Consider the following 21,716-nt stretch of genomic DNA (forward strand, 5'->3'; position numbering starts at 1 on the left):
AAAAATGAAAAATAAATTTATATACTTAGCGATTTTAGCTGCCGGTTTTGCTTCATGTGAGCCGGAGTTTGAAAATGATGTAGATGCTAACTACACCTCTGGGAATGCTGATTTTACATCGTATGTAGCAGTAGGTAATTCATTAACTGCAGGTTATATGGACGGTACTGTTTATAAAACAGGTCAGATGAATTCGTATCCTAATATGCTGGCACAACAATTTGCTTTAGTAGGAGGTGGAAGTTTTACTCAGCCTTATTACGGAGATGATGCAAATAATTTAGGAGGATTGACTTTAGGAGGGGTTCAGATTGCTTCGACAAGATTGGTAATTGATGCTTCTGAAGGAAGACCGGAAAATATAACAGGAACGCCTACAATAGAAGTATCGGATATTCATGCAGGACCTTATAATAATATGGGGGTTCCGGGCGCAAAATCATTTCATTTAGTAGCAAATGGATATGGGAATGTCGCAGGAGTTGCTATTGGGGCAGCTAATCCGTATTTTGTAAGAATGGCTAGTAGTTCTAGTACATCGGTTTTAGCAGATGCAATGGCTATGGATCCGACTTTCTTTACAAATTGGATCGGTTCTAATGATGTTTTGGCATATGCAACTAACGGTGGTGCTCAAGATGACGGAATGACTCCGGCTGAAGATCACAATGAAACAGGAAATATGGATCCTTCAACTTACGGAGGTAATGATATTACAAATGCAATGGTATTCGGAAATGTTTATTCAACAATTGTGAATACATTGACTTCCGGTGGTGCTAAAGGGGTGGTAGCAACAATTCCTAGTGTAACATCAATCCCTTATTTTACAACAGTTCCTTATGCTCCGCTTTCTCCAGCAGCTCTAGGAGGACAGTCTAATATTGATTTGTTAAATGCAAATTTATACGGACCATTGGATGCAGTTTTTACTGCTTATGGCGAACCTAATAGAATTAATCCGCTTTCCTCAGTTGCAGTTAATCCGATTTTAATTTATGATGCAGATGCAGCTGATAGAACAGCTCAAATTTCCGGAGCTTTACAAATGCAGGGGTATCCGGCAAGTATTGCTGATGAAATAGGAATGGCTTATGGTAAAGCACGTCAGGCAAATACTGCTGATTTAGTAGTTTTACCGGCATCTTCAGTTATCGGTACGGTTAATTCAGGGGCTTCGGCAACTTTAGCATCGTTAGGGTTAAACATTAATGGTGTTTCTTATCCTATGGCAAACAGATGGGTGTTAACAGCTAATGAAAAAGCGAAAGTAGCTGCGGCAACTGATGCTTTCAATGCTACGATTGTTTCCATTGCTAATACAAATGATTTGGCTGTGGCAGATATGAATACAATGATGAATTTGTTAGTAAACGGATTGAGAATCGAAACCGGTCAGATTTTTACTGCTGATTATTTTAGTGGTATTGAAACTGAAAATGAAGTATTGTTTTCTTTAGACGGTGTTCATCCGAATGCAAAAGGATATGCAGTTATTACGAATTCGATCATTAATTTGATCAACCAATACTACAATGCAAATTTACCGTTGAAGTATGTGAATGACTATCCGGGGATCCATATTGTAGGCTCAAACTAGAAAATAAATTTGGGTTATATATTTTATTTTAAGAAAAGACACCAATATTTTTTTGGTGTCTTTTTTATTTTTTAAATTTCAGTTTTAAAAGGAAATAACTAATAAAGATTAAGAAGATGAAGCTAATTATTAAATTGATCATAACCACTGTCTTAATTGTGGTTTTGTCTCATTTTTTACCGGGAATAAATGTGAATAGTATTCAAACGGCTTTAGTGGTTGCTGTCGTTTTAGGCTTGTTGAATGTATTTGTAAAACCAGTATTAGTTCTTTTGACAATTCCGGCAACAGTTCTGACATTAGGCTTGTTCTTATTTGTGATTAATGCAGTAATTATTTTATTAGCCGGACATTTTGTAGGAGGCTTTTATGTTTCCGGATTCTGGAGTGCACTATTTTTTAGTATCATTCTGTCCGTTTTACAATCTATCCTCAATAAAATATTTGTAGAGGAAAACTAAAAAATAGTAAACTGAAATTCAATTGGTTAAAAACTTGTTTGGGTTGTAAAAATTCTATAATTTTGCAACCCAAATTTTATGACATTAAATTAGTAACATAATGAACATTTCAAAAGAGCAGGTAGATGCATTAAATGCTATTGTAACAGTAGCTATTTCAAAAGAAGATTATGCAGACAAAGTAGAAAAAGTACTTTCTGATTATAGAAAAAATGCTAATATCCCGGGATTTAGAAAAGGACAAGTGCCTATGAGCCTTATTCAAAAGCAATATGGTAAATCAGTATTGTTTGATGAGGTTAATAAATTATTACAGTCATCATTGAATGATTATTTAGTAGAAGAAAAAATAGATATCTTAGGAAATCCGCTTCCTAAAGTAACCGAAGATTTTGATTGGGATAAAGATGACTTTACTTTTGAATTTGAATTAGGACTTGCTCCGGAATTTACAGTTGATTTAGAAGCTAAAACGAAAGTGACTAAGTTCGATATCGAGGCAGACGATAAAATGTTAGACGAACAAGTAGAGCGTATTCAAAAACAATACGGAAAATTAGTTCCTCAAGATAAAGTTGCAGAAGACAGCTCGATCCGTGGTACTTTTTCTAATGAAGAAAAAGGCATTAATAATGCAGCAAATATTACATTAGATATCTTTAAAGATAAGAAAACAGCAAAACAGTTTGTAGGTAAAAAAGTTGGAGATGTAGTGACTTTAGCAACTAAAGGGCTTTTTGATGATGACCACAAACTAATGGATTATTTAAAAATATCTCATGACGATGTTCATGGTTTAGATATCAGTGTTGATTTCAAAATCGAAGAGATTAACGAAGTAGAGAAAGCTGAATTGAATCAAGAACTTTTCGATAAATTGTTCGGAGAAGGAAAAGTAACGTCTGTTGAAGAATTAAAAGCAAAAATTAAAGAAGATGCTGAAGCACAATTTGCACAACAAGCTGATCAAAAATTCTTGAATGATGTTATTGAAAGTCTAATTGAAAACACAAAATTCGAATTGCCTGCTGAATTCTTGAAAAAATGGATTCAAACTGTTGGAGAGAATCCGTTAACTATTGAACAAGCAGAGGAAGAATATAGCAAATCAGAAAAAGGATTACGTTATCAGTTGATCGAGAACAAGATTATTGCAGATAATAATTTACAAATTCAATTTGAAGACTTAAAAGCACATACTGCAGATTTGATCAAAAAACAAATGGCTCAATTTGGTCAGCTAAATCCGTCTGATGAAGAAGTTGAAGGAATTGTAGCGCGTGTGCTTTCAAATCAAGAAGAGGTAAAACGTTTGTCTGAACAAGTGATGAGCGAAAAGATGTTAGACCTATTCAAAGAAAAAGTAGGAGCTAAATCTAAAAAAGTAAACTACGATCAGTTTATTAAAGAGATGTACGGAGAATAATTTTTTCGTAAAAAATAATTATCTTTGAACGTCAAACATTAATGTTTGACGTTTATTTTTTTGTAAACCCTTAATTTAATTCAGTATGAATTTTGGTAAAGAATTTCAGAAGTATGCTACAAAGCATCACAAGATAAACAGCTTGTATTACGATAAAATTATGAGCCGTGTAACACCTCCTGTAGGAATGACTCCCTATATTATGGAAGAGCGTCAGTTAAACGTAACGCAATTGGATGTGTTCTCTCGTTTAATGATGGATAGAATCATTTTCTTAGGGACGGGGATCGACGATCAGATTGCTAATATTGTACAAGCGCAGTTATTGTTTTTGGAAAGTTTGGATGCTTCCAAAGATATTCAGATTTATGTAAACTCTCCGGGAGGTGGTGTTTATGCAGGTTTAGGTATTTATGATACCATGCAGTTCATTAAGCCGGATGTAGCAACTATTTGTACAGGTATGGCAGCTTCAATGGGAGCGGTATTGTTATGTGCCGGAGCAGCCGGAAAAAGAAGTGCATTGCCACACTCTCGCGTTATGATCCATCAACCGTTAGGAGGAGCGCAAGGACAGGCATCAGATATCGAAATTACAGCACGTGAGATTTTAAAATTAAAAGGAGAATTATACGAGATTATTTCTAAACATTCAGGACAAACTATTGAAAAGGTAAATGACGATAGTGACAGAGATTATTGGATGATTGCCAGCGAAGCAAAAGAATACGGAATGATCGATGAAGTATTAACCAGATGATTTTTTTAGGATATTGGTAAACGGTATGAGGTAATGAGTATTTTTCATTTCCTTTCGCCTTAACCTTTTTCCTTTCACCCTTGACTTAAAAAAAATGGCTAAAGAAGTATTAGAATGTTCGTTTTGTGGTAGAAAAAAGCCAGAAACCAATTTATTGATCGCAGGGATTAATGCGCATATCTGTGATCGTTGTATTGAACAAGCGCATGGAATTGTTTTAGAAGAGTTAAAACAAAGTGGAAAAAGTGATTTAATGGCTGAATTGGTTCTCTTGAAACCAAAAGAAATTAAGACTTTTTTAGATGAATACATCATCGGACAGGATCAGACAAAAAAAGTGATGAGCGTTGCTGTTTATAACCACTATAAACGTTTAATGCAAAAGCAGTTAGATGATGAGGTGGAGATTGAAAAGAGTAACATTATTATGGTGGGGCAAACCGGAACCGGAAAAACATTAGTAGCTAAAACCATTGCTAAAATGTTAAATGTTCCGTTGGCTATTGTTGATGCAACTGTTTTAACAGAAGCCGGATATGTTGGGGAAGATGTGGAAAGCATTTTAACCCGTCTGTTACAAGCAGCAGATTATGATGTGTCTAAAGCCGAACGTGGGATTGTCTTTATAGATGAAATAGATAAAATAGCCCGAAAAAGTGATAATCCTTCTATAACACGAGACGTTTCAGGAGAAGGTGTTCAGCAAGCATTATTAAAATTGTTAGAAGGAACAGTAGTTAATGTGCCGCCTAAAGGAGGAAGAAAACATCCAGATCAGAAATTTGTTGAGGTTAATACGCAAAATATCCTGTTCATAGCCGGAGGTGCTTTTGACGGTATCGAACGTATTATTTCCAAAAGATTGAATCGTCAGGCAGTAGGATACGGTTCCTCAAAAAATACTGATGTTATTGATAAAGACAATCTGTTGCAATATGTAGTACCCAAAGATTTGAAAGACTTCGGTTTGATACCTGAAATCATAGGGCGTTTGCCTGTTCTGACTCACATGGACCCACTTGATGGTAAAACATTAAGAGCTATTTTGACAGAGCCTAAAAATGCTTTAGTAAAACAGTACAAAAAACTGTTTGAAATGGATGATGTTGATTTTTCAATTGAAGAGGAAGCGTTACAGTTTATTGTAGACAAAGCCTTGGAATATAAATTAGGAGCCAGAGGGTTACGTTCGCTGTGCGAAGCTATTCTGACAGATGTAATGTTTGAATTGCCTAGCTCTTCAGAGAAAGAACTCGTGGTTACAAAAACGTTCGCAGAACATAGTTTAAATAAAAATTTATTACAGCGTTTAAAAACCGCTTCATAAAGATTATTGAAATAAAAAGGGGAAGTTTTAAACTTCCCCTTTTTAATTTCTATGCTTCAGCTTTCTCCGATTTCATTTTTGTTGTAGAATCTTTTTTACAATAACTGGCTTTACAACTCCAGCCACTTGAACAAGAAGTAATTAAAATAGTTCCTGAGATTGCGAATAAGGCAATTAATTTTCGTTTCATTTTGTTTTATATTTGGTTTAGTTGTTTTATAATTTTGAATTCAATTCTTCTGTTTGCCTGATCTTCTTCAGAAGTACAGCTAGTACATTTTTTTAACGGTTGTGATTCTCCGTATCCTTTAGAAGTTAGTTTTTCAGGAGCGACACCGTTTTTAATTAAGTAATTATATGCTGATTTTGCTCTTTTATCGGATAGTTGAAGATTGTACCTGTCCGAACCTTTAGTGTCAGTATGAGCGTTGATAGCAATTTTAAACTCAGGATGTTCTTCTAATACCATTTTGATCTTATTCAGGGACAATTCAGATTCCGGTTTAATGGATGCTTTGTTAAAATCAAAATAGATATTTTCAATAACAATAGCATCTTCCGTAATGATAGGCTTAGCTTGTTGTAAAACAATAGGGCTTTTCAAAATATTTTCTGAAGTAAAATCATTCTCATAATTTTCATATCCGTCTTTTTCAACACTGATATAATTGTAAGAGATCGGATTGATATCAACTTTTATATTACCGTTGTTGTCAGATACCGTTTGAGAAACGATGTTCCCGAATTCGTCTTTGATCACAACTTTAGCGTTCGGTAATGGTAATTGAGAGTTCTTTTCTGTAATTTGGAAAGTTTTGTTGCCCTTCTCCAGATTTTTGATTTCAAATTTTAAAATGTCAAAATTATCTGTTCCGGATTTGTCTGTAGAAAGATATCCTTGTTTGTCATTGACTAAAATAAATGCCAAGTCATCTTTTCGTGAGTTTAGCGTAGGGCCTAAATTTAATGCTTTTAAATATTTTTCATTTACAATTGAAGAGCGGAAAACATCATATCCTCCGATGTTTAAATGACCTTTTGATGAAAAGTAAAAGTATTTACCATCAGGAGTTAAATGCGGATATTTGTCATCTTCAGCAGTGTTAACGTTTGCGCCTAAGTTTTTCATTGTTCCGAAGCTTCCGTTTTCTAAAATGGCTACTTCATAAATGTCATATCCACCGAATCCACCAGGTTTATTACTTGAGATGTATAATTTCTTTCCGTCAGGAGCAACACTTGGTGTTTCTATAGAATAGTTGCCGTTATCTAAGTCTATTTTAGTGATGTCAGACCAGAATTTTTTGCTACCTTCACTGGCTAAAGTGGCTCTGAATAATTCAAATTTTCCGGATTCAGGGTCGGTTTCTTGAGTAAAGTAAATCGTTTGTTGGTCCGGTGTAAAAGCTAATGATCCTTCATTATTTTTTGAGTCAAGAGCTGAGGAAAACAATAATGGGAATGATAAATTTCCTTCTGAATCAACATTAACGCAATACAGGTTGTTGTTGAAAGTATTTGTTTTTTCGTTTTTAGTGGTTTCGTAATGTCTTCTTTTTTTGTTAGATAAAATAACATATTTATTCATAAAAAAAGAAGTTCCTATTTCAGATAACTCAGAGTTGATTCCGGTGTCACTTAAAACATAACGGTTCCCTTTGGTTGAAGTGTTTAGGATGTCAACGATTGAATCCAGTCCTTCAACTCGCTGAGGTTCTTGAGAAAATATTTTTAGTTGTGTGAAAAGGGCAATCACTGAAAGAACGATTAGTTTTTTCATAAGAAAGTAATTGTTTAATTTTTAGTTAGCTTTTAGTTAAGAAACGAGTGCAAAAATATAAGTTTCACATGATTTTTATCATATAATAAAAAAAAGTTAGTCTTAAAATCGATTAAATACAAAAAAAAACGACCTAATACAATTAGGTCGCGTTATAGGTTGAAAAGGCAAAACTTTTTTAGCAATTAGCCTTGTTTTCTTTTGTAAGTATCAGAATAGGTGTGTTTTCCGACTTCTGTTCTTTTACTTCACATTTTCTGTAAGGTCCGCATTTGTATCGTCTCGGTCCGCAGGAGACCAAAGTCATACCGATTATCATCACCAAGCTTACAATTTTAATACAATGTTTCATGTTTATTTCATTTGTAGGATTTGCATTTTTAATAATTCATCCAAATAACTTCTATTGTTAGACAGTCTTGGAATTTTGTGCTGTCCGCCAAGTTTGTCTTTCTCTTTTAACCAGTCGTAAAACAAATGAGGACGTGCTATATTCAATTTTAACGCATTAAGCGTCATGTTATTATGTCTTTTGGCTTCGTAATCAGAATTAAGCTTTTGTAAATTCTCATCTAAAAGTAAAGCAAAGTGTTCTGTGTTCATGGGATAGGTCTTAAACTCGATCAACCATTCGTGAGCCCCTTTTTCTTTTTCTTTCATAAAAATCGGAGCTACAGTATAATCAATCACTTCACAACCTAATTCCTGACAAGTTTTGGCAAGTGCTTTATCTGTGTTTTCAATCATAAGCTCCTCGCCGAAAACATTGATGTGGTGCTTGGTTCTGCCGGTTACCATAATTCTGTAGGGATTGAGTGATGTAAAACGCACGGTATCACCGATTAAGTAACGCCATAATCCGGAATTGGTGCTGATGACCAAAGCATAATTTTTATGCAATTCAACCTGATGTAAAGGAATTGTTCGCTGCTGCGGTGTGCCGAAAGTTTCCATTGGAATGAACTCGTAAAAAATTCCGTAGTCAAGCATTAATAATAACTCATTGGAGTTATTCTGGTCCTGAAGTGCAAAAAAGCCTTCAGATGCATTATAAATCTCATAGAAGTTGAAGTCTTTTTTCGGGAACAACTTCTGGTATTGCTCTCTGTAAGGTTCAAAGCTTACACCACCGTGAAAATAGACTTCTACATTAGGCCAGATATCCAGGATGCTTCCTCGTTTTGTGGTTTCTAATGTTTTATTAAGCAGAACCATCATCCAACTCGGAACGCCAGCCAGACTGGTAACGTTTTCTTGAACGGTTTCGTTAATGATAGCCGGAAGTTTGGTTTCCCAATCACCCATCAGCGACACTTTGTTGCTCGGAGTTGAACTGAATTCTGCCCAGATAGGCATATTGTCAATTAAGATGGCAGAAAGGTCTCCGAAAAAAGTATTGTTGTCTTCATATAATTGTTTACTACCTCCTAATCGCAAGCTTTTGCCAGTAAATAATTCTGAATCTTCATTGTTGTTCAGGTAGAGGCACAACAGGTCTTTACTGGCTTTGTAATGACAGTTTTCCAGTGCTTCCGTACTTACCGGAATGAATTTGCTTTTAGCATTAGTGGTTCCGCTCGATTTAGCAAACCACTTGATGGAAGTAGGCCAAAAAACATTTTGCTCGCCTCTGCGCGTTCGTTCAATCAAAGGTTCCAGATCTTCATAATTCGAGATCGGGATTCGTTCGCAAAAAGTTTCGTAGCTTTTGATAGATCCAAAATCATATTTTTTACCTATAACAGTGTTTTCAGCTATTTTCAAAAGATTGAAAAGCAGTTCTTCCTGTACTTCATGGGGATATTTCAAAAACAATTCCATTTGATGGACTCGTTTTTTAAGAAGCCATGAAGCAATAGAATTAATTATAGGTAAAGGCATTTTTTAAAAAGTATAATTATGAATTACAATTTATGAATTATAACTTTACCAAAAATAATATTTTTTTTAAATTTTAAATCTAATTATTAAGCAAAATAGTAATGACATACCAAGGAGTTCTGCAAAAAATGCAAACAGAATTAACGGATCCTATAGATTATTATCTGGTTTTTGAAGATAGTTTTCTAAATCTTAATCAGGTTTTAGGTAAAAATTTAGAAATTCAGTTTCAAGGCTATCAGTGCTTAAATTGCGGACAACCGAAAAAGATATTCCGACAAGGTTTTTGTTACGATTGTTTTATGAAGAGCCCCGCAGTAGGCGACTGGATTATGAAACCGGAATTGAGTACAGCACATTTGGGGATTGAAGATCGTGATCTGGAATATGAAAAAAGAGTACAATTGCAACCGCATATTGTTTACCTTGCTTTGTCAAGTGAAGTGAAAGTAGGAGTTACAAGGAAAACTCAGGTTCCTACTCGTTGGATCGATCAGGGAGCGATTGAAGCAGTGCCGATAGTAGAAGTGCCTAACAGATATTTAGCCGGAATTACAGAAGTAGCATTAAAAGAACATTTTACGGATAAAACGAGTTGGCAGAAAATGCTAAAAAATGATGTGGTTCAGGCTGATCTGGTAAAGGAAAGAGAGAAAGTGCAGAATTGGTTACCTAAAGAAATTTTACCATATTATACGGAATATGCTAAAATTTATGATTTGCATTATCCGGTTTTGCATTACCCTAAAAAAGTAAGTAGTCTAAATCTGGAAAAAGTACCTGATTACAAAGGGACATTAACCGGTATAAAAGGGCAATACCTGATGTTTGAAGATGGTACGGTCTTTAATGTACGGACGTATGAGGGATATGTTGTAAAACTATCATTATAAAAAAAGCCGATTTTTAAAAATCGGCTTTTTCATTTTATCATTGATTATTCACTTTTCTTTTTCTTGAATAAACTATTAATCGCATCAGAAGCTTTTTCTTTAACTGTAGTTTTTACGTCTTCTTTTGTTTCTGTTTTAGTAGAATCAGAAGTGGCTGAATTAGAAGAAGCATCTTTGTTACCTCCTAGTAAGTTGCTTAATGCACCTGTTCCCTGATTAATTAATTTTTCTTTCTGCATTTGTACCAATTGCGAAGCTAAATTGGTCGTAGCTTGCTTTAAATCTGTTTTTACAGAAGGACTGGTAAAGCTTCCTGTAAGATTTGCTGTAACCGGAACACTTTCGATTTTCTGTTGGTCTGAAGCAGAAAGTTTTGAAATCAAATTGTTAACTTCAGTGCCTAAATATTTGGCAGGAACATCAAAAGTAACATTGTAATTCATGGACTGGTCAAAGCCATGTGTTCCGTCAACGGTCATGTTGATATCCTGATATTTTAAGTTCATTGGTTTTAGAGCAACTTTACCGTCTTTGAATGTTAAAGAGGCTTTTACATCGTCTAAGTTCAATTTGCTTACATCTATGAATTGAACGTTAGAGGCTAATGAAGACAATAACTTGGAGTTTTCAGTATTTACTGAGGTTGATAGTAATTGTCCGAATAGATCTCCGGAAATAGTTTTTAAATCGGGAGTCATGTCATTAGTTAAATTACCGGATAATTTAATGGTGGAATTCAGTTTACCGTTAATCGTATTAGCGATAGGAGCAATGCTCTTTAACATGTCAACCTGAGTAAAGGATTCGGCAATATTAACACTGTTCAATCCCAGATCCATATTGAATTTCGGTGTGTTCTCTTTAGTAGAAACTGTTCCCGTTAAACCGATATTTCCTCCGAAGATATCCATTTTGAGGTTGCTCAAAGTAATGGCTTCATCTTTAATGGCTAAATTACCGGAAACATTTTTCAGGTTTAAATTATCGTAAACCACAGTGTTGGCTTTAGCAGATAAGGTACAATCCAGAAAAGCCGGTATTTTAACAGCTTCAGTAGTGGTTGTTCCGGTAGTTTCGTCAGTAGTGGTCGTAGGAGCCATAAAATCAGAAACGATCAATTTGTTAGAAGCCAGATCAAAATTTCCTTTTAAAGTTTGATTCTTGAACAAGAATCCGTAGAAATTATCCAATCCGCCACTTACCTTAATATCACTTGATCCGGTAACAGCATCAAAATCATTTAATTTAATCTGGTTAGGGTTAAAAGTGATGGAAGTATTATTGATTTTGAACGGTTTTGCTAATTCAGGTCCTTCGTAGTTGAATCCTGTTAAGCTTATATTACCCGAGTTTTGTATGTTTTGATATTGGCTGTTTTCAACAGACTTCATGTCAAATTTTGTAGCTACATCGGCTTTTAAAACTCCTGAAAGAGGTTGGTCTAACTGTACCGGATACGCTTTAGTAACATTGGCTAAGTTGATCACGCCGTTTAATTTTGCATCTACAAGAGCGTTTTCTGTTAAGTTTTTAATATTAGCCTTAGCATTGAATACATCCTGGTCAATGGCAAATGACAACTGGTTCAGATCTACATAGATATCTTTCATGTTACCGGTTTCGTTCACAATATGTGTGTCAATTACGATATTTTTAACCGATTTTGGAAGGTCAGGATATTGGAATGAAGCATTTTTAGAGGCTAATTCAATGTTAAATTTAGGAATAGTTGTTTCCGTTAGTTTTCCGTCTACTTTACCCGAAACTTTAAATTCTCCGCTTGTTTTTACTTTACTGATATCTCCGGAATATGCCTCGGGAACTAAACCTAAAAAGTTTTTGAAATCTGAGTCCGGCGTACCGAAAGTAAGCTTGTACAATTGCCCGTCCTCTACCATTTGCAGAAATCCGTCGAATTCCAGAGGTAGCTGATTGATCAGGGCTTTATTGTCTTTGAATTCAAATTTCATATTGTCCAGATCAATTCCTAAAACAGCGTCTAAAGATAAAGCCACATTTCTCATGTAGTTTGTACCGTCCATATCAAAAGAGAGCTTGGTGTTGGTATGAGTGTCCAGATCCAGTTTTTGCTCGGCAAAATTACCTGTTCCGTTATGGTTCAGGCTGTCTAATGCCAGTTTCATATTAGAACCTTCATCAAAATAGACCATTCTCAGATTGTTGATCTCATAGTTTTGAATGTTTAGGTTAAAAGGTTGGCTTTCGGAATCTTCTTTAGTGTCTTCTTCATTTGTTTTTAAAGCAATGTCATAATTACCTATTCCGTCTTTGTTGATGATCAGATTTACTAAAGCATTTGAAGAAGAGAAGCTTTCTAAGTTCATGGCTTCGTTTTCGCCTTTAAAAAGCTCTTTAATGCTCATTTTTACATTAAGGTCTCCGGCATAAAACAAAGTGTCTCCTTTAAAAGGAGCTTTGTTGATGATGCTCAGATCGGCTATGTTTACGCTGGCATTGGGAAAATTTCGCAGTAAACTAAGATCTACGTCGGCAAACGACACTTCCGCATCTACATTTTCGTTAATGGATTTTAAAACAAGTGCTTTGATCTTGTCTTTAAAAATAAATGGAGCAGCAGCTAAGGCAATAATGGATATCAATAAGAAAATCCCAACGCCTTTAAGTATCTTTTTTAGCATAACGTATTGAGGTTTTTAGTGTTAAAAATGAACTAAGTAAGTTACAAAAATAAAAGCTATTGATTTAAAAATATTTAATATTACGTTAAAAAAATGAAGCTAATCAATGAATAATTCTTCATTAACATTCAGTTTGAACTTTTTGCGGAATAAATATACGGCTAAATACATAAAAGGAGTGTCCAGTAAAGCAATAAAAACTTTAAATGCAAAACCGCTTACAAATAATTTTCCGAAGAGTTCCCAAGGCAGGATTTTAAAAGCACAAAGTAAGAATAACACAGAGAACGTGTCAACGGCCTGTGAGGTCATGGTTGAGAAATTGTTGCGAACCCAAAGCATTTTACCTTTTGTAATTCTTTTCCAAAAATGATAAACCTGAATGTCAATATACTGAGCGGCTAAATAGGCGATCATAGAAGCCAGTACGGCTAAAGCTGTTTGTCCGAAAACTTTAGTAAAAAGTTCGTCGTTTACCGGAGAGTTCTCTATAGCAGGAGCTAGATTAGCAGTATAGATTATTCCCAGGGAAAAAACAGAAGCAAAGATTCCTGTGGTAACGACCTGATTAGCCTTTTTCTTTCCGTAGATCTCAGAAATGATATCTGTTACTAAAAAAGTTATCGGGTATGGAATGATACCTACTGATATTTCAAAAAGTTTAGTGCCGAAAATTTCAATATCTCCGAATGGATACCAATAGAAGAACTTTTGAAAAATCAGATTGGAAACAACCAGAGAACATATAAACAGGGCACTTAGTGTAAAATAGATGCGTTGGGCTAAAAATTTATCTGTACTACTCATTCTGTTTAAAATTACACAAAGATACTTAAACGTGCATAAAAAAAGCCACTCCTGAAGAATGGCTTTTTGCTTTTTATTTTTTTGAAATACTATTCAATTTTAATTTCATAAGGCATAATAGCTTGAATGCCTTTGCGGTTTTGAACACGTCTTAGTTGTTCTAAAACCTGATAATTAGCTTCCCCGATCTCTTCTTTGATCATTTGTTCGCGTGTTTTAAACATAGCTAGTCCGGTATAATTGGCTAACAGATCTTGGAAATTTTTCTCATATTCAGGGAAATTCTTTGTTTTGTAAGAATCGGTTTTAGCCACTTTTGCAGCATAAGCAATAGCGTCGTCTAATCCTCCTAATTCATCTACCAGACCAATTCTAAGAGCGTCAGCTCCTGTCCAAACTCTTCCCTGTGCTATGGCATCAACGGCTTGAGGAGACATTTTTCGGCCGTCTGCAACCCTTTTTACAAAAGTATCGTATACATTTTCAATACTTTCCAGTGTAAAGTTTTTGAAGTTTTCATCTAAGGGTTCAAAGATGCTGTATCCACCGGCGTTTTCATGAGTTTTTACTTGTTCTGCATTAATCCCGATGTTTTTAGCCAATTGGTTCATATTAGGCAGCATACCGAAAACTCCGATCGATCCGGTAATAGTACTAGGCTCGGCAAAGATCTTATTGGCATTACACGAAATATAATAACCACCGGAAGCGGCATAATTTCCCATAGAAACAATAACCGGTTTTACTTTCTTGGTAAGTTCGATTTCTCTCCAGATCAGATCAGAGGTCAAAGCGCTTCCTCCCGGACTGTTAACACGTAATACGACAGCTTTAATATTTTTGTTTTTACGGGCTTCTTCTAATGATTTGCGGATAGCACCTTCGCCAATAACATTGATGTCTCCTTCACCGCCGGCAATTTCGCCTTGTGCGTAGATAATGGCAATGATATCTTCTTTGTCGAAATCTTTTGCGGTCGTTGCTACTTTTTTAGCATAATCTAAGATTTCAATCTTGTTGTAATCATCAGAAGGTTTCACTTTCAGAGCAGTTTTAATAGCTTCGTGGTAAACGTCTTCATAAGCTATTTTATCGACTAAGTTTTTAGCTAAAGCTAATTCCGGAGTACGGCCGCCTAATGAATTAGCAATACTGTTTAAACTATCTACAGAAATGTTTCGGCTGATAGAAATGTCATCGACAATGGTTTTCCAAGCCGATTCTAATAAAACAGTCATCTGTTCACGGTTTTCAGGACTCATTTCCTGTGAAAGGAATGGTTCTACTGCACTTTTGTATTTTCCGTGACGTATAACTTCCATTTTGATACCGGTTTTTTCCTGAAGCTCTTTCATGTACAGGATCTCAGAGCTTAAACCTTTAAAATCAAGTTCGCCAACAGGGTTTAAATACAGAGTATCGGCAACCGAGTTCAGGTAATAGTCTTTTTGCGTCATGTAATTAGAATAAGCAACTATGAATTTCCCCGATTTTTTAAAATCTTCTAATTTGTCGCGAAGGGCTTTACTTTGAGCTAATCCCAATTCTGAAAAGTTATTCAGGATAGAGATTCCTTTGATGTTTTCGTCTGTTTTAGCATAATCAATAGCATTTAAAACATCAATCAGACCGTTATGGTTGGTCTCAATATAATTAAAGTCTTTAAAATTTACTTTTCCTGCATAATCAAGGTTTACATTCGATAAATCCAGTTCAATAACCGAATTATCTTTTAGTGTAATTTTATCGCCATCTCCGCCTGCTATTACACTGATAAAAAGCAGTCCGAAGAAGAATAACATACAAAAAATAAAGATTCCCACAACTGTGGCTAATACATTTCCTAAAAATTTCATTTTCGTTTGATTAAATAATCTGGACTAATATGTCTGTTAAAATGTTAAAATGTTACATGTTCATAAAAAAATAAATTTGTTCGGTTTTAAGTGTAAAATAGTTTGTTATTTTGCCCTTGTATGAAAAACCAAAATCAAATAATTATTTCCATAGGCAGTAATACAGGAGATAGACGTAATTATGCAAAACAGTCAATTCGTCTTATTCATGAAAGAGTTGCAACGGTCGTAAAAGTGTCTAAAGTATATGAAACACCGGCTTGGGGATTTGAAAGCGAAGCTTTCTTAAATTTAGCGATTTTGGTTCATACCACTAAGAGTCCTGCTAAAGTTTTAAAAGAACTATTGAAAATAGAAAAAGAGTTAGGCAGGGTAAGACAAGAAGGAGCAGGGTATCAGGCAAGAACGATAGACCTGGATATTATAGCGGCTAATGAAGATATTATAACAACCCATGATCTGACTGTTCCACATCCGCAAATGCAGAACCGAAAGTTTGTGTTGCTCCCATTTAGGGATATTGATAGCCAATGGAAACATCCGGTTTTAAAGAAAACAGCGGGAGAGTTGTTACAGGAAACTCAGGATGATTCCGACTGTGCGGTTTTTCCGGAACGATTGGGATCACCATTAGCAACTTTGGGAATAGAACAGTATAATTATATTGCTATTGAAGGGAATATAGGAGCCGGGAAAACAACATTAGCAACCAAACTGTCAGAAGATTGCAATGCTAAACTGGTTTTAGAACGTTTTGCTGATAATCCTTTTTTACCGAAGTTTTATAAAGACCAAAATCGCTATGCTTTTCCTCTGGAAATGTCTTTTCTGGCAGATCGTTACCAACAGTTAACGGATGATCTGGCGCAGTTTGATTTATTTAAAGATTTTATTGTAGCAGATTATCATATTTTTAAGTCGTTGATTTTTGCTAAAGTAACACTTCAGGAAGACGAATACCGCTTGTATAAAACAATGTTTGATATTATTCACAAGGAAATGCCTAAGCCTGACCTGTATGTGTATTTGTATCAAAATACCGATCGCCTTTTAGGAAACATTAAAAAACGAGGCAGAAGTTATGAGCAGGAAATTCCTTCAGAGTATCTGGAAAACATCAATCGAGGCTATTTGGATTACATCAAGATACAAACTGACTTGAACGTTTTGATTTTAGACGTTACGGACCTCGATTTTGTGAAAAAGCAGGAAGATTATGTTTTTATTTTAGATCAAATCCATAAAAAGACAAAGGAAGGTTAGTTCTCAGCCTTAAATCCAAGTTTTTGAAACAGATCCCAGATAACGATTCCTGCACTAACAGAGATATTCAGAGAATGTTTACTTCCTAATTGCGGGATTTCAATGACACCATCACTTAGATCAATTGCTTTTTGGGAAACACCTTTTACTTCATTTCCGAAAACTAAAGCATATTTTTCATTGACCTGAACCTGAAAATCATTCAGCATAATTGAATTTTCAGTCTGTTCTACAGAAAAGATATTGATCTTTTCTTCTTTTAGTTTTTGAATAACTTCCAAAACATCTTTGGTATATTCCCAAGTTACCGTTTCCGTAGCACCTAAAGCCGTTTTGTGTATCTCTTTGTTAGGAGGTGTAGCCGTAATGCCGCATAAATATATTTTTTCCAGTAAAAAAGCATCACTTGTTCTAAAAACAGAACCGATATTATGTAAACTCCTGATATCATCTAAAATTACAATAATAGGTGTCTTTTCAGCAGTTTTAAATTCTTCTTTGCTAATACGGTTTAACTCTTCGTTGGCTAATTTTCTCATTTGATACAGTGGATAAGTCACAAAGTTGCAAAGATACAAAGTTTGATAGTTTTATAAACGGAGTTAATTGTAATTGAATTTTGATCTTGCAATTGTGCATGAATTTCTTACCTTCGCAAGGACTAAAATTAAAGATTGTGGCAAAAAAGGAAGCGTCTAAAACGAAAGAAAAAGCAAAAAAAGAAACCCCGTTAATGCAGCAGTATAACACTATCAAGGCAAAATATCCTGATGCTTGTTTGTTGTTTAGAGTAGGAGATTTTTATGAGACTTTCGGTGAAGATGCGGTGCGTACAGCAAATATACTTGGAATTGTATTGACCAATCGAAATAACGGAGGAGAAAATTCAGCACTCGCAGGATTTCCGCACCATTCTCTGAACACGTATTTACCTAAGTTAGTTAAAGCAGGACTTCGCGTAGCGATCTGTGATCAGCTGGAAGATCCTAAAATGACCAAAACCATTGTAAAACGCGGAGTAACGGAACTGGTAACGCCGGGAGTGGCAATGAACGATGAGGTGCTGCACGCAAAATCCAATAATTTCTTAGCATCTGTTCATTTTGGGAAGAAACTTTTAGGAGTCACTTTTTTAGATGTGTCAACCGGAGAATTTTTAACAGCTCAGGGCAATGAAGAATATGTAGATAAATTGCTGCAAAACTTTAATCCGAGTGAGATTTTAGTGTCCAAACAATTCAAAAATAGATTTAAAGAAACCTTCGGGGAAGATTTTCATACTTTTTATTTGGAAGATTGGATATACAAAGAAGATTATGCTTTAGAAAACCTGACCAAGCATTTTCAGACCAATTCGTTAAAAGGTTTCGGGATCGAAGAATTACCGGAGGGAATCATTGCCTCAGGAGCAGTGTTGTATTACCTTTCGGAAACGCAACATAATAAGATACAACATATTACTAATATTCAGCGTATCGCTGAAGATGCATATGTGTGGATGGATCGTTTTACCATTCGCAATCTGGAATTGTATCATTCAGCGAATGTAAATGCTGTAACGCTTTTGGATGTTATCGATAAGACTTTGTCCCCATGGGAGGAAGGCTGTTAAAACGATGGCTGGCTTTGCCGTTGAAAGATGTTTCCCGAATTAAAAGCCGACATGAAGTGGTTGCTTATTTAAAAGAACATTCAGAAATTCTGACGCAAATTCAGTATCAGATCCGGCAAATTTCCGATCTGGAGCGTTTGATCTCTAAAGTAGCAGCCGGAAAAGTGTCGCCGAGAGAAGTTATTTACCTTAAGGACTCACTGGATGCTATTATTCCCATTAAAACATTGGCTTTACAAAGCGAGAATGAAGCATTAAAAGCGATCGGTGATAGTCTGCATGCCTGTGAACTGTTACGGGAAAAGATAGGAACTACAGTTCATCCGGAAGCACCGGTTAATATTAATAAAGGAAATGCCATCGCAGTAGGAGTGAATCCGGAACTGGACGAATTGCGTAATATTTCTGCAAACGGGAAATCGTATTTAGAAGAACTGGAACAACGAGAAAGTGAGCGAACCGGTATCCCGTCTTTGAAGGTGGCTTTTAATAATGTTTTTGGATATTATATTGAAGTTCGGAATGCTCATAAAGATAAAGTTCCTTCGGAATGGATCCGTAAACAGACATTAGTCAATGCAGAGCGTTATATTACGGAAGAACTAAAAGAATATGAAGCTAAGATTTTAGGCGCGGAAGAGAAGATTCAAACACTGGAAAGCCAGATATTTGAACAGTTGATCAACTGGATGGCCACGTATATAAAACCGGTTCAACATAATGCGAATCTGGTAGCCCAACTTGATTGTTTGCAGTCATTCACACAGTTGGCCATTGAAAATAAGTATATCCAACCGGAACTGGACGATTCGTTTGATCTGGATATTAAAGAAGGAAGGCATCCGGTTATTGAAAAACAATTACCGATAGGCGTACCTTATATTTCTAACGATGTTTTCTTAAATAGAGAAACGCAACAGCTTATCATGATCACCGGGCCTAATATGTCGGGTAAATCCGCTATTCTGAGACAAACGGCTTTGATTGTATTGTTAGCACAAATGGGAAGTTTTGTACCGGCCGAAAGCGTGCGAATGGGAGTTGTTGATAAGATCTTTACTCGGGTAGGAGCGAGTGATAATATTTCGATGGGAGAATCTACGTTTATGGTCGAAATGAATGAAACGGCTTCTATCTTGAACAATGTTTCTGAAAGAAGTTTGGTGTTGTTGGATGAGATCGGACGTGGAACTTCTACATATGACGGAATTTCGATTGCCTGGGCAATTTCAGAGTATTTGCACGAACACCCTCATAAACCCAAAACATTGTTTGCGACCCATTACCACGAATTGAACGAAATGGAAGGACTCTTTGAACGTGTTCAAAACTTCAATGTTTCGGTAAAAGAGTTGAAAGATACCGTATTGTTTATTCGTAAGTTGGTTAAAGGCGGAAGTGCACATAGTTTCGGTATTCATGTAGCCAAAATGGCCGGAATGCCGCAAACGGTAATCCAAAAAGCGCAAAAGATGTTGAAAAAGTTAGAGAAAGAACATTCCGGAGCCGAATTGAGCGGACTGAAAGATGCCGCAGAAGAAGAAATGCAATTGAGCTTTTTTAATTTAGACGATCCGCTTTTAGAAGAAATCCGGGAAGAGATTGTCAATATTGACATTAATACATTAACGCCTGTTGAGGCCTTGATGAAGCTGAATGAGATAAAGCGAATGTTGGCTAAAAAATAATTTAAAAATAAGCTATTCGTTATCAAAACATTAGAAAAAAGTTTATTTTTTTCTTTTAAAAGTACTTGTAGAAATAAAAATATGTTCTATATTTGCACTCGCAATACGGAACAAGTATGGCGAAGTTCTTTAAAAACGCGAAAATAGCTCAGTTGGTAGAGCGCAACCTTGCCAAGGTTGAGGTCGCGGGTTCGAACCCCGTTTTTCGCTCAACTACCAAGATAAAGATATTAGCTCGAGTGGTGGAATTGGTAGACACGCTGGACTTAAAATCCAGTGGACAGTAATGTCCGTGCGGGTTCAAGTCCCGCCTTGAGTACAAAAGCCTTGATTAATCTAAGATTGTCAAGGCTTTTTTGTTTTTTACTATTACATAATTTTTATCATTCTTGTTTAAAATTTTCTTATTTAAGTGTAAATTCACATATTAAATTTAAGGTATGGGGAATTTATTTTGAACAGAATTAAAAAAGTTGCTCCTTATGCTGTATTTTTTTGGGGAGCCAGTGTGTATTTTTACTTTACTAAAGATTATGATTTAGCTTTTTATTTTCTCGTAGCCGCCGGTATTGTTCTTGCTGTTTCATATATAATAATTAAGCTGAAAGCTTAAGAGTAAGAAAAGTATTTAGTAAGGAATAGTATATTTAATCCGTGTGTTTTTTGTTGTAACTAAAAAATAAAATTATGGAATTGATTATTTATTTAGGTATAATTAATCCGTCAGATATTGTGGTGGGTTCGATCGTTTATTTACTGATCACTATTACAGCTTTAGTATTAGTGCTAAAAAATGAAAAATCAATGGTTATTTTCTTATGGATACTGTTGCTCCTGTTCTTACCTTTTTTAGGAAGTGTTTTCTATATTCTGAAATACTTTATCAATAAAAAGGTGTTGCAAAATAAACCTTCTTAAAAAGATGTCAGATCCAAATTTAATATTTGGCTTTTTTGTTTTATACTTTTTTGAGTACTTTTAAAGCAGAACTCAATTTTTAAACATAACGTTTTAGCAATTACAAAACTTTTATGGCAACTTTTATAATCACAAAAAGACCAAGTGGTTTCTACAAGTACGAATTAACATCCAGAAAAGGGAAAACAATTTTCACCAGTAATCCGTTTGAATTGCGTTTTGAGTGTGAAGAAGAAATAGAACACATTAAACAACATATTGATCGGATCTTTTTTATGAACTTTCGTTCCGGTAGTGGTAAATATTTTTTTAAATTGATTCTGGATGAGAAAGAAATTGCTATCAGTAGGAAGTATACTACTCAGCTTTTAATGGAAAAAGGAGTCAATGAAATAAAAAAGTATATGGAGACAGCAGAGATCTTAGATTTTTCTGCTTCGATAGATATATTCGGAGCTATAGAAGAAGAAAAGAAATGAAAATAAAAAAGCCCTGCAATTTTGCAGGGCTTTTTTTGTACTGTTTGCTTAATATTAGTGAGCAGCTTCTTCAACAGCAGCAGCAGTGCTATCAACAGCAGCTTCAACAGCAGCAGCTGTAGTGTCAGCAGCAGCTTCAACAGCTTCTGTAGCCTCAGTAGCAGTAGCTTCAACAGCTTCTGTAGCCTCAGTAGCAGCAGCTTCAGTATTTTCAGCAGCTTCTTTACAAGATACGAACATCATAGCAACTAATGCTAAGCTTAAAACAACTTTTTTCATCTTACTAAATTATAAAAGGTTAATTA

18 protein-coding genes, 2 tRNA genes and 1 pseudogene are annotated in these 21,716 nt (G+C 35.3%); 12 read left to right on the forward strand and 9 right to left on the reverse strand.

The window, feature by feature from the left end:
• Positions 1 to 4: 4 nt before the first annotated feature.
• From DI487_RS09165 to clpX, 5 genes are all read left to right on the forward strand, one after another.
• Entirely contained in the window at positions 5 to 1,600 is a 1,596-nt protein-coding gene (locus DI487_RS09165) for a G-D-S-L family lipolytic protein (RefSeq protein WP_109570648.1), read from the forward strand.
• A gap of 116 nt (positions 1,601 to 1,716) precedes the next feature.
• Positions 1,717 to 2,061, forward strand: coding sequence for a phage holin family protein (locus DI487_RS09170; RefSeq protein WP_109569376.1), 345 nt, complete (start codon positions 1,717 to 1,719; stop codon positions 2,059 to 2,061).
• Positions 2,062 to 2,161: 100 nt separating this feature from the next.
• The gene (gene tig, locus DI487_RS09175; RefSeq protein ID WP_109569377.1) at positions 2,162 to 3,487 is read left to right on the forward strand and encodes a trigger factor; all 1,326 of its coding nucleotides are present in this window, start codon (positions 2,162 to 2,164) and stop codon (positions 3,485 to 3,487) included.
• Positions 3,488 to 3,572: 85 nt separating this feature from the next.
• The gene (clpP, locus tag DI487_RS09180) at positions 3,573 to 4,247 is read left to right on the forward strand and encodes an ATP-dependent Clp endopeptidase proteolytic subunit ClpP (protein WP_109569378.1); all 675 of its coding nucleotides are present in this window, start codon (positions 3,573 to 3,575) and stop codon (positions 4,245 to 4,247) included.
• A gap of 94 nt (positions 4,248 to 4,341) precedes the next feature.
• Entirely contained in the window at positions 4,342 to 5,574 is a 1,233-nt protein-coding gene (clpX, locus tag DI487_RS09185; protein WP_109569379.1) for an ATP-dependent Clp protease ATP-binding subunit ClpX, read from the forward strand.
• 49 nt (positions 5,575 to 5,623) lie between these two features.
• On the opposite strand, the gene DI487_RS16040 is transcribed toward clpX, so the two are convergent.
• From DI487_RS16040 to DI487_RS09195, 4 genes are all read right to left on the reverse strand, one after another.
• On the reverse strand, positions 5,624 to 5,764 hold the full coding sequence (locus DI487_RS16040) for a hypothetical protein (RefSeq protein ID WP_170108189.1): 141 nt from the start codon (positions 5,762 to 5,764) through the stop codon (positions 5,624 to 5,626).
• Between the two features lie 6 nt (positions 5,765 to 5,770).
• Complete coding sequence (locus DI487_RS09190) at positions 5,771 to 7,354, reverse strand: OmpA family protein (protein ID WP_109569380.1); 1,584 nt, start codon at positions 7,352 to 7,354, stop codon at positions 5,771 to 5,773.
• 178 nt (positions 7,355 to 7,532) lie between these two features.
• On the reverse strand, positions 7,533 to 7,706 hold the full coding sequence (locus tag DI487_RS16045; protein ID WP_170108190.1) for a hypothetical protein: 174 nt from the start codon (positions 7,704 to 7,706) through the stop codon (positions 7,533 to 7,535).
• A 2-nt stretch (positions 7,707 to 7,708) separates the two neighbouring features.
• The gene (locus DI487_RS09195; protein ID WP_109569381.1) at positions 7,709 to 9,235 is read right to left on the reverse strand and encodes a GH3 auxin-responsive promoter family protein; all 1,527 of its coding nucleotides are present in this window, start codon (positions 9,233 to 9,235) and stop codon (positions 7,709 to 7,711) included.
• 101 nt (positions 9,236 to 9,336) lie between these two features.
• Here DI487_RS09195 and DI487_RS09200 point away from each other — a divergent pair, with 101 nt between their 5' ends.
• Positions 9,337 to 10,128: a DUF2797 domain-containing protein gene (locus tag DI487_RS09200; protein WP_109569382.1), complete on the forward strand. Its 792-nt coding sequence runs from the start codon at positions 9,337 to 9,339 to the stop codon at positions 10,126 to 10,128.
• A 44-nt stretch (positions 10,129 to 10,172) separates the two neighbouring features.
• Here the strand turns inward: DI487_RS09200 and DI487_RS09205 are convergent, their stop codons facing one another.
• From DI487_RS09205 to sppA, 3 genes are all read right to left on the reverse strand, one after another.
• A complete protein-coding gene (locus tag DI487_RS09205; RefSeq protein WP_109569383.1) occupies positions 10,173 to 12,788 on the reverse strand; it encodes an AsmA-like C-terminal region-containing protein in 2,616 nt (871 codons plus the stop codon).
• A gap of 99 nt (positions 12,789 to 12,887) precedes the next feature.
• Positions 12,888 to 13,595, reverse strand: a complete 708-nt coding sequence (locus DI487_RS09210; RefSeq protein ID WP_109569384.1) for a queuosine precursor transporter — start codon at positions 13,593 to 13,595, stop codon at positions 12,888 to 12,890.
• An 89-nt stretch (positions 13,596 to 13,684) separates the two neighbouring features.
• Positions 13,685 to 15,451 (reverse strand): signal peptide peptidase SppA, encoded by a 1,767-nt coding sequence (sppA, locus tag DI487_RS09215; protein ID WP_109569385.1) that lies wholly within the window; start codon positions 15,449 to 15,451, stop codon positions 13,685 to 13,687.
• Between the two features lie 120 nt (positions 15,452 to 15,571).
• Between sppA and folK the strand changes: the two genes are divergently transcribed.
• Positions 15,572 to 16,714 (forward strand): 2-amino-4-hydroxy-6-hydroxymethyldihydropteridine diphosphokinase, encoded by a 1,143-nt coding sequence (gene folK, locus DI487_RS09220; RefSeq protein ID WP_109569386.1) that lies wholly within the window; start codon positions 15,572 to 15,574, stop codon positions 16,712 to 16,714.
• Here the strand turns inward: folK and DI487_RS09225 are convergent.
• Positions 16,711 to 17,253 (reverse strand): RNA methyltransferase, encoded by a 543-nt coding sequence (locus tag DI487_RS09225; protein WP_109569387.1) that lies wholly within the window; start codon positions 17,251 to 17,253, stop codon positions 16,711 to 16,713. The two genes, folK and DI487_RS09225, sit on opposite strands and share 4 nt — an antisense overlap.
• A gap of 194 nt (positions 17,254 to 17,447) precedes the next feature.
• On the opposite strand from DI487_RS09225, the pseudogene mutS reads away from it, so the two are divergent.
• The 5 genes and pseudogenes from mutS to DI487_RS09250 all read left to right on the forward strand — a co-directional run bounded on the left by mutS (position 17,448) and on the right by DI487_RS09250 (position 21,411).
• A pseudogene (gene mutS, locus DI487_RS09230) lies at positions 17,448 to 20,014 on the forward strand (DNA mismatch repair protein MutS).
• Positions 20,015 to 20,151: 137 nt separating this feature from the next.
• Positions 20,152 to 20,224, forward strand: a tRNA-Gly gene (locus DI487_RS09235).
• Positions 20,225 to 20,247: 23 nt separating this feature from the next.
• Positions 20,248 to 20,333 (forward strand) — tRNA-Leu (locus DI487_RS09240).
• Positions 20,334 to 20,701: 368 nt separating this feature from the next.
• Positions 20,702 to 20,932, forward strand: coding sequence for a PLDc N-terminal domain-containing protein (locus DI487_RS09245; RefSeq protein WP_109569388.1), 231 nt, complete (start codon positions 20,702 to 20,704; stop codon positions 20,930 to 20,932).
• A 113-nt stretch (positions 20,933 to 21,045) separates the two neighbouring features.
• Positions 21,046 to 21,411 carry a YegP family protein gene (locus DI487_RS09250; protein ID WP_109569389.1) on the forward strand — a complete coding sequence of 122 codons (366 nt, stop codon included), beginning with the start codon at positions 21,046 to 21,048 and terminating at the stop codon, positions 21,409 to 21,411.
• Positions 21,412 to 21,465: 54 nt separating this feature from the next.
• Here the strand turns inward: DI487_RS09250 and DI487_RS09255 are convergent, their stop codons facing one another.
• Positions 21,466 to 21,690, reverse strand: a complete 225-nt coding sequence (locus DI487_RS09255) for a hypothetical protein (RefSeq protein ID WP_109569390.1) — start codon at positions 21,688 to 21,690, stop codon at positions 21,466 to 21,468.
• Positions 21,691 to 21,716 lie beyond the last annotated feature (26 nt).

This window comes from Flavobacterium sediminis (genome assembly GCF_003148385.1).
GTDB classification, from domain to species: Bacteria; Bacteroidota; Bacteroidia; order Flavobacteriales; family Flavobacteriaceae; genus Flavobacterium; species Flavobacterium sediminis.